Here is a 14,455-nt window from a genome sequence, read left to right as displayed (position 1 = left end):
TGACACCGATGGCGCATAGCCTCTTTCGCCCCTGCCAGCTGGCCCCCGCGCGCGCGCAAGCGCTGCGCATGGAGATCGACGCCTTCCACAGCGAATACTGCGCCGTGCTCGATGCCGGCATGGTGGAAACGTGGCCCGAGTTCTTTACCGAGGATTGCATCTACCGCGTCACCGCACGGGAGAACGTGGAACTCGGGCTGCCGGTGGGCCTGGTCTATGCCGAAGGCCGCGGCATGATGCACGACCGGGCGGTGGCGATTGCGCGCACCCAGATGTTCGCGCCGCGCTATATGCTGCATCTCGTCACCAATACGCGCGTCACCGATCAAGGCGAGTCTGGCGAGATCCAGGCCCAGGCCAGCTTCCTGCTGCTGCAAACGCTGGTGGAAGGGCCCACCACCATCCACATGGCGGGCACGTATCACGACCGCTTCGCCCGCATCGAGGGCAAGCTGCTGCTGGCCGAGCGCCAGGTCGTGTACGACACCACCATCATCGCCAACGACCTGGTGTATCCGGTCTGAGCGGGTATGGCCCAAGCGCCGGCGCCATGCCGGCGCACTGTCGCTACATGATGCGCAACACGGTGCGGCTATAGTCGTTGTTAGCCTCGACCAACGTCGACAGCAAGTCCATGAACACCTTGCGCTGCGCCGGGCGCAACGGCGCCAGCATGCGCTCCTGCGCGCGTTCCATATCGGCGCGCAGCGACGCCACCACGGTCTGCCCTTCCTTGGTCAGGTGCACGTGGCGCGTGCGGCGGTCGGCCGGATTGTCCTTGCGCTCGACCAGGCCACGTTCTTCCAGGCGGCGCACCACGTCGGCGGTGGTGGTGCGGTCAAAACCGACTTCCTGTCCCAGCGCGGTCTGGTCCAGCCCGGGCAACACGGACAATACCGTCAGGATGGCGTACTGCACCGGCGTGATGCTGGGAGATTTGCATTCCTCGAAAAACATGGCCACGTGGATCTGGTGCAGGCGACGCACCAGGAAGCCGGGCCGCGCCCACAGAAGCTCCTTGGCCGGGTCCGCTTCGGACGGCGCCGGATCCTCGACCGGAGGAGCGGAGCGCGTCGTTTGACGTTTTGCAGAGGACATTCAACTCACCAAATTCGTTAGCATGCTGACAAGTATAGACGACTGTCCCCACCCTGGTGCCGAAACGCACCGTTTCAGGTCCGCTCCGACGCGGCCGGCGCAGTCTGCCCGCTTTGCGCGATGCTTGCCCTGTCCCGATGCCGCGCCGCCGCCATGCAATCCCGGTACAGCTGCACGGTTTCGCGCCCGAGCGAGGCCAGCGAGAAGTTCGCCTCCACCCAGCCGCGCCCGCGCCAACCCATGCGGGCCGCGCGCCGAGGGTCCGCCGCCAGCTGGCACATGGCCTGCGCCAGGGCGTGCGCGTCGCGCGGAGGAACCAGCACGCCGTGGGCGCCATCGAGAAAGGTCTCGGGTATCCCGTCCAGCGCGGTGGCGATCACTGGCCTGCTGCAGCTCAGTGCCTCCAGTATCACCAGCCCCAGCGCCTCGCTGCCCACGGCCGGATGCACCAGCACATCGATCGCCTGCATCAGCGACGCTACATCATGCTCGAACGGCAGGAAGTGGATGCACCCGGCCAAACCCAGCGCCTGCGCCTCATGGCGCAACTGCGGGATCAGGTCGCCGTCGCCGACGCAAAGGAAATGCGCGTGCGGGTGCCGCGCCCGCACCTGCGCAGCGGCATTGACGAAGTAGAACTGCCCCTTGCCGTGGGGCCGTTGCGCCCCGCCGATCATCGCGTAGACCCACGCGTCCTGCGGCAGCCCAAGGGTCTCGCGCACGCGATAGCCGCGCAAGGCAATGCGGCGAAAGCGCTCGGTGTCAATCCCGCAGTAGATCCGCCGCAGCCGCAAGGCACGCTCCGGATCAACCCGGCGCAGCGACTCCTGCACCGCATCGGACACCGCGATCACGTTGGAGAACGCCGCCAGGTAGCGGCGCGTGCGCTCCTTGAGCTGGGTCATCAGGTGACGCGTCACCACCACCGATGCAGTTCGGCCAGACAGCATCCAGGCCGCGATCGCCACCCAGTAATCGCGCCCGTGATGCGCGTGGATGACATCGATGCGCTGCTCGCGGATATAGCGTGACAGCACCAGCGGCCAGACCACGCGCCCGGCATCCAGCGCAAGCACCTGGATGCCGGGCATGGCTTGCGCCGCGTCAATCCAGCGTGCGCGCGCCGGCGCGGCCAAGCTCACCACGCAATCCTGCAGCCGCAGGGCCCGGCACAGCGACAGCGTGTGCGAATCGATGCCGCCGCCATCCATCCGGGAGTTCAGCACCAGCACCCGCAACTGGCCGGCGGACAGCGCGGCGCCTCGGTCAGCGTGCATCATGACACCACCTCCATGCCGCGGCGATCTTCATAGGTAGTCGCCAGCTTCAGCAAAAAATGTCCGGCATGCGAGGTCCGCGCGACCGGCACGCGCGGCAGGCCGAACAGGTTGCCGCCGATCGCGGCGCGGCCGCGCTGCGTGGTCACCGCACTGTGGTAGCCGGCTTCCCGCACCAGGTCGGCGACAGGTTGATTGAATGCACCATAGGGATAGCAGAAGTGCCGCACCGGTGCCCCCAGCGCATCTTGCAGCGCGAGCTTGCTGCCCGCGATCTGGTCGCGCGCGGCATCGCCATCCATCCTGGTCAGGTCCACATGGGTGCGCGTATGCGCGCCGACTTCCATGCCCGCACGGGTCCAGGTGCGCAGTTCCTGCATGGTCATCAGGGGCGTCTCCGGCACGCCAATGGCCGTGTCCCAGGCATTGGTCCTGCCGAGCAGGCTGCTGACCGCATAGCAGGTTGCGCTGAACCCGCAACGCTGCAGCACTGGCAGCGCATGGTCCAGGTTGTTCCGGTAGCCGTCGTCCAGCGTGATGCCCACCACCTTGCCGGCCTTATCGCCGCGCAGGTAAGGCAGCAGGTCGCGCAAGGCCAGGCCGCGATAGCCCATCAGCCGGAGCAGGCGCATCTGCCAGGAGAAATCGCGCACGGCCACCACAAGGCTGCGCATCGGTGTGCCACGCGGCGGCGGCGCATCGATCTGGTGGTACATCAGGATGGGGATTCGCGGTGTCATGTCTTCCCTCGGCGAACAGGAGCAAAGCAGAACGGAGTTGCGCAGCCGGTGCGGCCGGTGCGGCCGGTGCAGCCGGTGTGGCTAGAAGCGGTACTTGAGCGCCGTCAGGCCAACGAACGACTGTTTCGACTGCACGATCGGGCTGTTGGCGCTGTCACCCAGCAAGCGGGTCACGGCCACCGTGCTGTTTACCGACCAGGAGGGCGAGATCTCGTATTCCCAGGACACGGCCACGCTGGCGCGGTCGAATCCCGCCTTGGTGGTGTAGGGGCGGAACTGGCTGTTCGCGGCTTGCGCGTCGGTCACGCCGTAGAAGGTCTGGGTGTACTTGCGCGAGCCGAAATGCAGGCTGGGGCTGACGCTGACGAGGTGCTTGCCGGCCTTGTACACCGGCACGGACAGGTCGATATGGCCGCTCAGGCCACGGTCGCGCTTGGTCATCGGCGCGTCGAGCGTCACGCTGAGTACGGCGCCGCCGTACACCGGCATGCCGACCTGCAACGCCCCAACCAGGGAACCCGGGATCCGCCCCATGCCTTTCAGGTGATCGGAGCCCGGCAGGTCGAAGCGCTTGCTGTCGGTGCGGCCCAGGTCGTAGTCGAGGCCAAACGACGCAAACATGCCGTTGGAGAACGTGTGGCCGTAGCCCGCGCCGCCGCGCAGGGGACTGATGAAAAAGCCATTGCCGAACTCCGCGCTGAACAGCGGGCCGCCGATCAGCCGGTACTCGTTGCTGCCCTCATAGCGCGGCGCGACGCCCAGGCCCAGTCCGACCGTGTAAATATTGTCGGCATACGCGCTGGCACAGCCAAGGCCGCTGGCCAGAAATGCGCCGGCCCACATCGATCTCTCCAACTTTCTTCTCAACATGCGATTCACCTAAGCCCCCTTGGATCAAGCCCCAGAGTCTAGGGACAGGGCCTATCGGTGTCTGTTGGAAAGTGACGCGAAACTGTGCGTAATTGTGCGTAATTGTCTCGAGTTGATACGAGCCGCTTCAGGGCGAAGCGTTAGCCTCTAGAATCGCTTCGCATTGGCCGGGCAAGACCAATGCGATCCACCCGACGAGATCCTTTCGCCCGCCGCCAAAGCGCGAAGGAGACAAGCCAAGATGTTCCGATCCCTCTTCAAGCTTTTTCTCTTGCTCAACCTGGGCGTGTTCGCTGCCTTTGCCGCGATCGACCATGTACTCATCCCCGCGTACCACCAGCAACTCAGCGAGAGCGAGCGCAAAGAGGTTGGAAGCTATGCCTTCCTGCTCACCGGCTACCTGGCGCGCCACCCGGGCCCAGCGCGCGAGGCCGCGCTGCAGACGTTGCGGCGCAACGCGAGAGAGGGCTTCGCCGTGGTCGGCATGCATGCCGTGGCCCATCTGGGCGAACGCCGCCTGCGCGACCTGCGCGACCTGCGCGACGACAAGATCGTGTTTGGCGATGATGGCGACGATGCCTACCTGCCCTTGCGCAACGGCCAGGTCCTGCATATCAGCCAAAGGAACGCGAGCCAGGCCAGGATCGAGTTGATCGCCTACACGCTGATCGCATCCGCCACGCTGCTCGCCGTGATTGGCTGGCTTTTTTATCACTGGCGCGAACTCAATGCCCTGCGCGAGGCGGCCAGGCAGTTCGGCCGCGGCAACCTTGCCGCCCGTGCGCGCTTGTCCAGGCGCGCCAACCTCTATCCGTTGACGCGCCAGTTCAACGACATGGCGTCGCGTATCGAGGCCTCCGTCATGCAGCAGCGCGACATGATCCACGGCATCTCGCATGAGCTCAAGACGCCGATCACGCGGCTGGAATTCGGCATCGCCCTGCTGCAGTCCGCCGATGCCCGGCCCGATCCGCTGCAGCGCGCGCAGCGCCTCGAGGCCCTGCGGCTGGACGTGCGCGAGCTGGATGCGCTGGCCCACGGCGGCCAGGCCTCGCTGGACAGCGGCGTGGCGGGCTGCACGCGCCTTGCCATCACGCTGCCCGCCCGGTACCTCGCGCCAGTGCCTGTGCCTCCATGTCCGGCACGGCGAGACTAATCGGGCAAATCCCACGCTGGCAAGGCCCGCCCTCGCCCAGCCGCACCGCGCGCCCCCGCCAACACAGGCGCGACGACAAAGCCGCACATCTCGCCACACTTTCATACAAGCGGGGATAGATTGCCCACAGACACGGCAGGCCTGTCCGTTCACAATCCCCTCATGCATCGCCACTGCCTTTGATTTCAAAAATAGGCCTCTGCGCCTATTCCCCAAGACATCCGCCGCAGATTGCCTGACCTTGATCCTTTTTCCGTAGATCCCCGCAACGCCAATGGCCCATCCCCCGAACCGCCGCAGGCACGGCCTGATCATCGCCATGCTCACCCTGTCCGCCATCATTGCGTTGGCGGCCTGGCGCCTGACACCCGGCAAGCACCCCGAGTACATCACCGCCACCGTCACCCGCGGCGACCTCGAAGTCACCGTGCTGGCCAATGGCGTATTGCAGCCCATCCGCCAGGTCGAAGTCGGCGCGCAGGTCAATGGCCAGCTCAAATCGCTGAAGGTGAAGCTCGGCGACAAGGTCAAGCAGGGTCAGTTGCTGGCCCAGATCGACCCGGTGCTGCTGGAGAATGCGCTGCGCCAGGCGAATGCCGCCGTGGCCAGCGGCAAGGCCCAGCGTGACGCCAAGCGCTCGCGCCTGCGCCAGGCCCGCCTGAACTGGCAACGCCAGCGCGAGCTGCAGTCGCAGGAGGCGGCCTCGCGCCAGGACCTTGAAATCGCCGAAGCCGACCTGCGCTCGCTGGAGGCCGAGCTGATCGCTCTGGACGCCGATATCGCGCAGCTCAGCATCAAGGCCGAGTCCGCCCGCATCGACCTTGGCTACACCCGCATCGTCGCGCCGATGGACGGCGAGGTAGTGGCGCTCACCACGCTGGAAGGCCAGACCGTGGTGGCGTCCTACCAGGTACCGACCATCCTCAAGCTGGCCAACCTCGATGCCATGACCGTCAAGGCGCAGGTGTCGGAGGCCGATGTGATCCGCATCGCCGACCGGCAGGCGGTCTACTTCACCATCATGGGCGAGCCGGACCGCCGCTACCACGCGTCGCTGCAGGCCATTCAGCCGTCGCCGGAGAAGATCAACAACGCCGTGTTCTTCAATGCGTTGTTCGACGTGCCCAATCCGGGCCACAAGCTGCGCATCGATATGACGGCACAGGTGGCCATCATGCTGGGCGAGGCCAGGAACACGCTGCTGGTGCCCTTGGCCGCGCTGGGGCCGCGCGGCCAGGACGGCAGCGTGGAAGTCCGCGTGCTGCACCCGGACCAGCGCGTGGAGACGGTGAAGGTGCGCACAGGCCTGAGCAACAACGCGCATGCGCAAGTGCTGAGCGGCCTGGCGCAAGGCGACCGCGTCATCACCGGCGATGCCGGCGCCGTCAACGCGGAGGCCAGGCCATGACGCATGCCCCGCTCTTGCTGTTGCAGCATGTGGAGCGCACGTTCCGCGCCGGCGACCAGGACATCCCCGTGCTGCGCCAGGTCAGCCTGGCCATCTGCGCGGGCGAGATGGTCGCCATCGTCGGCGCGTCCGGCTCCGGCAAGTCCACGCTGATGAACATCCTGGGCTGCCTGGACCAGGCCAACGCTGGCCGCTACCTGGTGGCGGGCCAGGACGTGACGGCCCTGGACGATGACGCGCTGGCCCGCCTGCGCCGCGAGCGCTTCGGCTTTATCTTCCAGCGCTACCACCTGATGGCCCAGCTTTCCGCCGCGGACAACGTGGAGGTGCCGGCCATCTACGCCGCCACCGACCGCGCCGCGCGCCGTGCCCGCGCCCTGCAGCTACTGGAGCGGCTGGGCCTGGGCGAGCGCGCCGGACACCGCCCTTCCCAGCTCTCCGGCGGCCAGCAGCAACGCGTGAGCATTGCCCGCGCGCTGATCAACGGCGGCCAGGTGATCCTGGCGGACGAACCCACGGGCGCGCTGGACAGCCATAGCGGCAAGGAAGTCCTGGCCATCCTGCGCGAGCTGCATGCGCTCGGCCACACCGTGATCATCGTCACCCACGACATGGGACTGGCGCGCAACGCCGAGCGCATCATCGAGATCGCCGACGGCCGTATCGTGGCCGACCGCGCGAACCGGCCGCCGCGGGCCGAGGATGAGCCGGGCAGCAGCCTCGTGCAAGCCAGGCCGGCCACGCAAGCCCCGGGGGCCGGCGGCAACGCCGAGGCTCCGCTGCGGCGTGCGCGCGCCTGGCAGGGCTTCACCGAGGCCTTTTCCATGGCCTGGGGCGCATTGATGGCGCATCGCATGCGCACCGCGCTGACCATGCTGGGCATCATCATCGGCATCGCCTCCGTGGTGTCGATCGTGGCCATCGGCGAAGGCGCCAAGCGCTACGTGATGGCGGATATCCGCGCCATCGGCGCCAACACGCTCGAGATCTTCCCCGGCAAGGATTTTGGCGACGACCGCGCCGCCGGCATCCGCACCCTGGTGGCCGCCGATATCGAGGCCCTGCACGCGCTGCCGTATGTGGACAGCGCCACTGCGATCACCAGCAAGGTCCAGCGCCTGAGGTACCGCAGCGTCGACGTCAACGCCACTGTGCATGGCGTGGGCGCCAGCTTCTTCCGCGTGCGTGGCCTGGGCCTGACGCAAGGCGCGGCCTTCCTGCCGGACGAGCTGCGCAGGCACGCGCAAGTGGCCGTGATCGACGAAAAAACCCGCCGCAAGCTGTTCGGCAATGCCTTGAGCGCGCTGGGCCAGATCATCCTGGTGGGCAACCTGCCTTGCGTGGTGATCGGCGTGGCGCGCGAGAAGAAAACCATGTTCGACGACAACGGCAGCAGCCTCAATATCTGGCTGCCCTACACCACCGCGGGCAGCCGCATCTTTGGCCAGTCGCATTTCGACGAGCTGTCCGTGCGCATCCGCGATGGCCAGCCCAGCGCGGCGGCCCAGCAAGCCATCGAGCGCCTGCTGACGCTGCGCCACGGCAAGAAGGACTTTTTTACCTACAACATGGACAGCATCGTCAAGACCATGGAACGCACCGGGCAGGCGCTCACGCTGTTCTTGTCGGCGGTCGCCGTGATCTCGCTGCTGGTCGGCGGCATCGGCGTGATGAACATCATGCTGGTCTCGGTGACCGAGCGCACCCGCGAGATCGGCATCCGCATGGCCGTGGGGGCCCGCCAGCGCGACGTGCTGATGCAGTTCCTGACCGAGGCCGTGCTGGTATGCCTGCTGGGCGGGGTGATCGGCACCGCCGTGGCCTACCTGATCGGGCTGGCGCTGGCGCTGCTGATCCCGCAATGGCAGATGGTGTTCTCCGCCGGCGCGGTTGCCGGCGCCTTCCTGTGTTCGACACTGACCGGCGTGGTGTTCGGCTATGTGCCGGCGCGCAACGCCGCACGCCTGCAACCGATCGAGGCGCTTGGCCATGAATAAGCGCAGTCCGCATTCTCTACGGCCACCACGGCCGCCACATTCTCCGCGCGCGTTGCCAGTGCGCCTGCTCGCCGCGCTGCCGGTGATCGCCGTTGCCCTGAGTGCTTGCAGCGGACTGCGCACGCCGGAGGTGGATCCCGCGCTGGACGTGCCGCAGCACTGGCAACATGCGCCCCGGCAGGACACGGCCGGGCAGCCGGGCACGGCGCTGGAGCCGCACGCCTGGTGGGAGGCCTTTGGCGATCCACAGCTGAGCGCGCTGGTCGCGTCCGCACTGGCAACCAACAACGATCTCGCCATTGCCGCGCTGCGCTTTGAGCGCGCCCGGCTGCGCGCGGGGCTGGCCGCCACCAACCGCGCGCCCGAACTGAGCGCGCAGGCCAGGGGCACGCGCCAATGGAGCCTGGACGGCCCCGGGCGGCGCGACGAAGGGGGGATCAATGCGACAGTGAACTATGAGATCGACCTGTGGGGGCGGCTGGCCAGCCTGCGCGGCGCGGCGGACTGGGAAGCGCGCGCGAGCGCGGCCGACCTCGAAGCCGCAACCATCGCCCTGGCGGCCACCACGGCCACGCTGTACTGGCGCGCCGGGCTGTTGAACGAACTGATCGACATCTCCGGCCAAAGCCTCGCGGACGCACGGCGCACGCTTGGCCTGGTGGGCGCGCGCTACCGCGCCGGCGCAGTGTCCGGCCTGGACCTGGCGCAAGCCGAGCAGCAACTGGCCGCCCTGCTGGCCGAGCGTACCGTGCTGGACCAGCAGCGCAGCGAAAACCGCCAGGCCCTGGCCATCCTGTTCAACCGTCCGCCCGGGCAGGGCGTGGCCGAGCCGCAGGCCTTGCCCGTCGAAGCGCTGCCGCGCATCGCCGCCGGCATTCCCGCCGCGGTTATCGGACGTCGGCCCGACGTGCGGCAGGCCGAATGGCGCCTGCGCGCCGCCCTGGCAAACGCCGACGCAACCCGCGCCAGCTTCTACCCCAAGCTGACGCTGACCGGCATCGTCGGCACCGGCAGCGCGGCGCTGGCTTCGCTGCTGCGCGATCCCACCGCGCTGCTCGGCGCCGGACTGAGCCTGCCCTTCCTGCAATGGAACACCACGCAGCTGACAATACAGGTGTCGCAGAACGAGTACCAGGAAACGGTGGTGCAATACCGGCAGTCGCTGTACACGGCCTTTGCCGAAGTGGAAAACGCGCTGTCCGACCATACAGGGCTGGGCGTGCGCGCGGATCGGCTGGCGGAATCGCTGGAGTCCGCGAGCCGGGCGGAGCGGCTTAGCGCGGCGCGCTACCGCGCCGGCGCCACCGCGCTGCAGCCCTGGCTCGATGCGAAGGAGACGTTGCGCCAGGCAGCGGCGGCGGCGGCGCGCAACCGCTTTGACCGGCTGGTGAACATCACGAGCTTGTACAAGGCGTTGGGGGGGCCGCCGGTGGAGAGCGGGGCTTAAGGGTCCGGGCTACTCCAGCGCGGCGCCCTTGCGCTCCGGAATCAGGAACAGCGTGGCCAGGATATCCAGCACATAGATCGACGCCAGCATGGCAATGGCGGTGCCGAACGAATAGCTGGCGGCCAGCGCGCCGACCACCAGCGGGCCAAAGCCGCCCACGCCACGGCCGATATTGAACAGCACGTTCTGCGCGGTGGCGCGGGCCTGCGTGGGATACAGCTCCGAGATCAGCGCGCCGTAGCCGCCGATCATGCCGTTGACGAACAGGCCCATCACCGCGCCGCCGAACAGCAGCGCGTAGGGCGTCGATAGCTGGGAGTAGACAAAGACCATCACCACCGCCCCGGCCTGGTAGATCAGGAAGGTGGGCCGGCGGCCGATGCGGTCCGCGAGCTGGCCGAACACCCAGATCCCGATGGCCATGCCGATGATGGTCACCGAAGTCCACAGCGCGGACTTGGTCAGCGAGTAATTGAACTGCTTGGCCAGGTAGGTCGGCATCCAGATCATCAGGCCGTAATAGCCGAAGTTCTGCACCGAGCACAGCACCACCACGCCCAGGCTGGCACGCGCGGTCGCGGCATCCGCCACCAGCATCTTGAGCGGGTTGCCCTTGCGCGCCACCTTGCTGCTGGCAACAAACACTTCCGGCTCGCCGATAAAGCGGCGCACCACGAACGACGCCACCGCCGGCAGCACGCCGATGGCAAACATGCCGCGCCAGCCGATATAAGGCAGCAGTACCGGCGTCAGCAGCGCCGCGGCAAGCACGCCCGCCTGCCAGCCAAGGCCCACATAGGAGGAAACGCGGGCACGCTGGCCGGGCCGGCAGGCCTCGGTGGCCAGCGCCATGCCGATGCCGAACTCGCCGCCAAGGCCAAAGCCGGCAATGGTCCGGTAGGCCAGCAGGTCCCAGTAGCCCTGCGCGAGCGCGCACAGGCCGGTGAAGACGGCAAACAGCAGGATGGTCCAGGTCAGCACCTTCACCCGGCCCACGTAATCGCTCAGGATGCCGAAGAAGATGCCGCCGGCCACCGCGCCCACCAGCGTCCAGGTGACCAGCGAGCCCGCCTGGGTGCTGGTCAGCCCGAGGCCGGCAGACACCGCGCTCAAGATAAAGCCGAGGATAAGCAGGTCGAAGCCGTCCAGCGCGTAGCCGACCGCCGAGGCGATCACGGCCTTGCGAGCGTAGGCGCCCTGCTCCTGTTCCGTGAGGCCTTGCCGGCCGTGCGGTGGATTTGCTGCCGCGGCCGGCTCCAGCCCGGTCACCGCGGCGGCGTTGGCATTGGCGTTGCCCTGTGTCATGTCGATTCCCGTGCGCCACAAGCGAAAAATTTTGCGAGATTCTACTCTCGTGGCTGGCCGGCTGGCCGGGAAGGGAGAAAGGGGGGAAGATAGAAAACGAATGACGCACGAATTGCATTCGGCGCGGGAGCAACAATCGGACAGCCAGCCAGACATTGCACGCACGGAACGGGAAAAATGCTAACCAGAATGTATGCGAGCCTTTGTTTCTATGGCGATCAATTCGATCCCGAGGCGCTTGCCGACACCATAGGGCTCAGCACCTACGACTACTCTCGGAAAGGGGAACGCCAAGCACTGGGCGTCGTTCCTCACTCGGTCCTGAAAGTGACATCCCGCGATGAGATCGAGGGATGTTCAGCGGATGAGCACATCATGTCGCTGATAGAGAAGATCTCCCCGATGTATCAGCACATCCGCGCGGCGCTCGGCAGCGATGGCTATATCTTGTGCTTTCTGTTCTGCGAGGGGGATATCGAAAACGTCGGCGTCTACGTATCACCGCAGACACTCCGGCAATTGGCTGCGATCGATGCTGGGCTTTCCATCGACACCTGGGCGCCTGCCGCGCCCCCAGGCCCCGAAGACGGCAACGAGGATGCGCCATATCACCTGCGCCATTGAATGGTCGCCGATGACGACCCGCATCAAGCCGCTTCACCCGCCGTTCGATACTGGCTTGGGGTGACGCCCGCCCTCTTGCGCATCAGGCGCCTGAGCGCCGTGGCATCCTCATAGCCCACTTGCTCGGCAACCTGCTCGACGGACATCCGGCTCGATTCGATCAGCATGCGGGCGCGGTTGAGCCGCACGCTCTGCACCAGCGCCAAGGTACTCTTGCCCGTGGCCTCGCGCACGCGCCGCGACAGCGTTCTCTGGGACATGGCGAACTCGTCCGCCAACACCTGGATGCTGGGTGGCTGCGGCAACGCGGATTCGATCCGTGCCACCAGCCGGCCGACCAGCGCATTGCCGTTGGACAACATGGCCGGCACCACGAAGCGCGCTTGTGCTTGCCGGCCGTCGATCAGCAGGACCCGGCTCACCGCGTCGGCAAGCGCAACGCCAAACCGGCTGCGCAACAGGTGAAGCATCAGATCGGCCTGTGCAAATGCCGCGCCGGCGGTGCTCACGGACTCATCCGCGCAGACCATGCGGTCGGCATCGACGATGCAACGCGGCTCCAGGCGCTGCAACTCGGCTGCCAGCCACCAGGATGTCGTGACCCGGCGCTGCGCCAGCAGGCCCGCGGCCTGTAGCAAGAACACCGCGGAGCAGGATGCCGCGACATGGCCGCCAGCGGCGGCATGCGTGGCAACAGCCCGGGCCGCCAGCCGCGCATCCTCCTGCGCCAGCCGGCTGGCGATGGCGTTGGCATCGTCGATGCCCAGCCCCGGCACGATCCAGGTCGTCGCATGCCTGGCCTGCGCACGCGGCCGCGTTGGCAAGGCCGCGGCTTCGATATGCATGCCGCCGCTCAACGGCACGGAACGCCCGGACGTCGATACAACGCGCCAGGTCGGCCGGGGCAGATGCATGCGCGGCGCAAGCAACGAAGCCGCGCGCAGGATATCCAGCGTCGTAGCCACGCTGGTTGAGTAGGCGCCGGACAGCGCCAGAACGGTGAAATCCCTCATTGGCCGAAAACGCCCTAAAGATGTCTAAATTGACACTCAAAGTCTACCCGACCGAAGCGTCTAATGCACCTACCCCAACGACAACCACGCTTCGATGCCCAATATCCTCGTCAACATTCCCAAAGGCGCGTTTGCCGGCCCTGCCCGCGCAGATCTCGCCCGCCGCATCAGCGACGCCGCCGCCATGGCTGAGCGCATGCCCGACGACCCGCGCAAGCGCTTCGCGATCTGGGTCGTGATCGAAGAAGCGGAGGCCGGCTTGTGGACGTGCGGCGGCGTCGACATGTCATCGCAGGTGCTGCCCTGCATCGCGACGGTCTATGTGCCCGCAGGCGTGCTGGACGCGCCGGCCAGGGCGTTGTACGTGCGGTTGATGCACGACGCCTTCCAGCAGGCTCGGCCAGCCGGCGACCAGCGGCGCCTGGCCACCTCGGTGAGGCTCCACGATGTGGCCGACGGCACCTGGGGGGTCAATGGCGATGTCTGGCAGTTGCCCCGCTTCGCGCTGGTGGCCGGCTACGCGCACCTGCAGCATCTGGCCGACGCGGCCTGACTATCCAGCGCACAGGAGACGACGCCATGGCGAACCGCAGCATGATGGAGGAAGATCCCCTTGACGATTTCACGCACCGCACGATCACGCTCGACGGCGTGGCCAAAGTGGTCCACGTGGCAGGCTCGGGGCCTGCCGTGATCGTCATGACGGAGATGCCGGGCATCAGCCCGCACGTCGCACGCTTTGCCCGGTGGGTACGCGATGCGGGCTTGACGGTCTATATGCCGTCGCTCTTCGGCCGCGACGGGGCAGTGCCGGACGCCGAGGCAGGTGCGGCGGTCTTTCGGCGCGCCTGCGTTAGCGCAGAGTTTCGCGCATTCGCTGCCAATCAGGCGAGCCCGGTGACACAGTGGCTAAGGGCGCTGGCGAGGCTGGCGCACCAGGAATGCGGCGGCCCCGGCGTCGGTGCCATCGGCATGTGTTTCACCGGCAACTTCGCGCTGTCGATGATGCTTGAGCCGGCGATGCTGGCGCCGGTGATCTGCCAGCCCTCGCTGCCGTTGGATGATCCGGGTGGCATCGAAATGGCGCCCCGGGAGCTCGCCGTGGTGCGCGAGCGGCTCGAGCGGGAGGATCTCACGGTGCTGGCGTATCGATTTGAAGGCGATCGGTTTTGCAGGGCGGAACGCTTCACTGCGTATGCCGAGGCCCTTGGCGACCGATTCGTGGGACGCGCGCTGCCGGACAGCGCCGCCAACCCCGATGTCCCTGCCTTCTTTGCCCAGCACGTGCCTTGCCCGCACAGCGTCGTCACCGTCCACCTGATCGACGAAGCTGGCGAGCCGACAGTGGCCGCGCGCGACGAAATCCTGTCGTTCTTTGTGCGGCGCCTTGGCGAGGCGCGCCGAAGCACCAACCTCAATCCGGCAACCCCTTAACCCGCGACAGCGCATCGACACGTTTCAACGGTTGCCCGGAAATCGGCGCTAGGCTCTCGCTGCCGCAAGCGCATTGCCCGAACGGC

14 protein-coding genes are annotated in these 14,455 nt (G+C 67.1%); 8 read left to right on the top strand and 6 right to left on the bottom strand.

Annotated elements, in window-relative coordinates:
* The first annotated feature begins 8 nt into the window (after positions 1-8).
* Positions 9-524 carry an aromatic-ring-hydroxylating dioxygenase subunit beta gene (locus tag AC1Q7Q_RS11000; RefSeq protein ID WP_492372281.1) on the top strand — a complete coding sequence of 172 codons (516 nt, stop codon included), beginning with the start codon at positions 9-11 and terminating at the stop codon, positions 522-524.
* Positions 525-567: 43 nt separating this feature from the next.
* Here AC1Q7Q_RS11000 and AC1Q7Q_RS10995 read toward each other — a convergent pair whose 3' ends face one another.
* The 4 genes from AC1Q7Q_RS10995 to AC1Q7Q_RS10980 all read right to left on the bottom strand — a co-directional run bounded on the left by AC1Q7Q_RS10995 (position 568) and on the right by AC1Q7Q_RS10980 (position 3,958).
* Positions 568-1,098 (bottom strand): MarR family winged helix-turn-helix transcriptional regulator, encoded by a 531-nt coding sequence (locus AC1Q7Q_RS10995; RefSeq protein WP_492372224.1) that lies wholly within the window; start codon positions 1,096-1,098, stop codon positions 568-570.
* 74 nt (positions 1,099-1,172) lie between these two features.
* Positions 1,173-2,378 carry a glycosyltransferase family 4 protein gene (locus AC1Q7Q_RS10990; RefSeq protein WP_492372225.1) on the bottom strand — a complete coding sequence of 402 codons (1,206 nt, stop codon included), beginning with the start codon at positions 2,376-2,378 and terminating at the stop codon, positions 1,173-1,175.
* Positions 2,375-3,115 carry a polysaccharide deacetylase family protein gene (locus AC1Q7Q_RS10985; RefSeq protein ID WP_492372226.1) on the bottom strand — a complete coding sequence of 247 codons (741 nt, stop codon included), beginning with the start codon at positions 3,113-3,115 and terminating at the stop codon, positions 2,375-2,377. Before AC1Q7Q_RS10985 ends, AC1Q7Q_RS10990 begins: the two co-directional genes overlap by 4 nt.
* An 81-nt stretch (positions 3,116-3,196) precedes the next feature.
* A complete protein-coding gene (locus AC1Q7Q_RS10980) occupies positions 3,197-3,958 on the bottom strand; it encodes a MipA/OmpV family protein (RefSeq protein WP_492372227.1) in 762 nt (253 codons plus the stop codon).
* A gap of 268 nt (positions 3,959-4,226) precedes the next feature.
* Between AC1Q7Q_RS10980 and AC1Q7Q_RS10975 the strand changes: the two genes are divergently transcribed.
* The 4 genes from AC1Q7Q_RS10975 (at position 4,227) to AC1Q7Q_RS10960 (ending at position 9,993) form a co-directional block, all read left to right on the top strand.
* On the top strand, positions 4,227-5,141 hold the full coding sequence (locus AC1Q7Q_RS10975; RefSeq protein WP_492372228.1) for a HAMP domain-containing protein: 915 nt from the start codon (positions 4,227-4,229) through the stop codon (positions 5,139-5,141).
* 274 nt (positions 5,142-5,415) lie between these two features.
* Complete coding sequence (gene macA / locus AC1Q7Q_RS10970; RefSeq protein WP_492372229.1) at positions 5,416-6,549, top strand: macrolide transporter subunit MacA; 1,134 nt, start codon at positions 5,416-5,418, stop codon at positions 6,547-6,549.
* Entirely contained in the window at positions 6,546-8,546 is a 2,001-nt protein-coding gene (locus tag AC1Q7Q_RS10965) for a MacB family efflux pump subunit (protein WP_492372230.1), read from the top strand. Before macA ends, AC1Q7Q_RS10965 begins: the two co-directional genes overlap by 4 nt.
* Entirely contained in the window at positions 8,539-9,993 is a 1,455-nt protein-coding gene (locus tag AC1Q7Q_RS10960; protein ID WP_492372231.1) for an efflux transporter outer membrane subunit, read from the top strand. Before AC1Q7Q_RS10965 ends, AC1Q7Q_RS10960 begins: the two co-directional genes overlap by 8 nt.
* A gap of 9 nt (positions 9,994-10,002) precedes the next feature.
* On the opposite strand, the gene AC1Q7Q_RS10955 is transcribed toward AC1Q7Q_RS10960, so the two are convergent.
* Positions 10,003-11,298, bottom strand: coding sequence for an MFS transporter (locus AC1Q7Q_RS10955; protein WP_492372232.1), 1,296 nt, complete (start codon positions 11,296-11,298; stop codon positions 10,003-10,005).
* A gap of 177 nt (positions 11,299-11,475) precedes the next feature.
* On the opposite strand from AC1Q7Q_RS10955, the gene AC1Q7Q_RS10950 reads away from it, so the two are divergent.
* Positions 11,476-11,922 carry a DUF4279 domain-containing protein gene (locus AC1Q7Q_RS10950; protein ID WP_492372233.1) on the top strand — a complete coding sequence of 149 codons (447 nt, stop codon included), beginning with the start codon at positions 11,476-11,478 and terminating at the stop codon, positions 11,920-11,922.
* Between the two features lie 23 nt (positions 11,923-11,945).
* On the opposite strand, the gene AC1Q7Q_RS10945 is transcribed toward AC1Q7Q_RS10950, so the two are convergent.
* Positions 11,946-12,935, bottom strand: coding sequence for a GlxA family transcriptional regulator (locus AC1Q7Q_RS10945; protein WP_492372234.1), 990 nt, complete (start codon positions 12,933-12,935; stop codon positions 11,946-11,948).
* A gap of 94 nt (positions 12,936-13,029) precedes the next feature.
* On the opposite strand from AC1Q7Q_RS10945, the gene AC1Q7Q_RS10940 reads away from it, so the two are divergent.
* On the top strand, positions 13,030-13,488 hold the full coding sequence (locus AC1Q7Q_RS10940) for a tautomerase family protein (protein ID WP_492372235.1): 459 nt from the start codon (positions 13,030-13,032) through the stop codon (positions 13,486-13,488).
* A gap of 26 nt (positions 13,489-13,514) precedes the next feature.
* A complete protein-coding gene (locus AC1Q7Q_RS10935) occupies positions 13,515-14,369 on the top strand; it encodes a dienelactone hydrolase family protein (protein ID WP_492372236.1) in 855 nt (284 codons plus the stop codon).
* Positions 14,370-14,455: the final 86 nt, after the last annotated feature.

The sequence above is a fragment of the Cupriavidus sp. GW823-FHT07A04 genome, assembly GCF_058794615.1.
Note: the sequence above shows the minus strand (reverse complement) of the source record. Positions and strands in the feature narration are given on the sequence as shown.

What these genes read in the sequence shown, in the direction of transcription:
- AC1Q7Q_RS11000 (WP_492372281.1), top strand. Translation starts at nt 9, where the DNA reads ATGGCGCATAGCCTCTTTCGCCCCTGCCAGCTGGCCCCCGCGCGCGCG.
- AC1Q7Q_RS10995 (WP_492372224.1), bottom strand. Translation starts at nt 1,098, where the DNA reads ATGTCCTCTGCAAAACGTCAAACGACGCGCTCCGCTCCTCCGGTCGAG.
- AC1Q7Q_RS10990 (WP_492372225.1), bottom strand. Translation starts at nt 2,378, where the DNA reads ATGATGCACGCTGACCGAGGCGCCGCGCTGTCCGCCGGCCAGTTGCGG.
- AC1Q7Q_RS10985 (WP_492372226.1), bottom strand. Translation starts at nt 3,115, where the DNA reads ATGACACCGCGAATCCCCATCCTGATGTACCACCAGATCGATGCGCCG.
- AC1Q7Q_RS10980 (WP_492372227.1), bottom strand. Translation starts at nt 3,958, where the DNA reads ATGTGGGCCGGCGCATTTCTGGCCAGCGGCCTTGGCTGTGCCAGCGCG.
- AC1Q7Q_RS10975 (WP_492372228.1), top strand. Translation starts at nt 4,227, where the DNA reads ATGTTCCGATCCCTCTTCAAGCTTTTTCTCTTGCTCAACCTGGGCGTG.
- macA (WP_492372229.1), top strand. Translation starts at nt 5,416, where the DNA reads ATGGCCCATCCCCCGAACCGCCGCAGGCACGGCCTGATCATCGCCATG.
- AC1Q7Q_RS10965 (WP_492372230.1), top strand. Translation starts at nt 6,546, where the DNA reads ATGACGCATGCCCCGCTCTTGCTGTTGCAGCATGTGGAGCGCACGTTC.
- AC1Q7Q_RS10960 (WP_492372231.1), top strand. Translation starts at nt 8,539, where the DNA reads ATGAATAAGCGCAGTCCGCATTCTCTACGGCCACCACGGCCGCCACAT.
- AC1Q7Q_RS10955 (WP_492372232.1), bottom strand. Translation starts at nt 11,298, where the DNA reads ATGACACAGGGCAACGCCAATGCCAACGCCGCCGCGGTGACCGGGCTG.
- AC1Q7Q_RS10950 (WP_492372233.1), top strand. Translation starts at nt 11,476, where the DNA reads ATGCTAACCAGAATGTATGCGAGCCTTTGTTTCTATGGCGATCAATTC.
- AC1Q7Q_RS10945 (WP_492372234.1), bottom strand. Translation starts at nt 12,935, where the DNA reads ATGAGGGATTTCACCGTTCTGGCGCTGTCCGGCGCCTACTCAACCAGC.
- AC1Q7Q_RS10940 (WP_492372235.1), top strand. Translation starts at nt 13,030, where the DNA reads ATGCCCAATATCCTCGTCAACATTCCCAAAGGCGCGTTTGCCGGCCCT.
- AC1Q7Q_RS10935 (WP_492372236.1), top strand. Translation starts at nt 13,515, where the DNA reads ATGGCGAACCGCAGCATGATGGAGGAAGATCCCCTTGACGATTTCACG.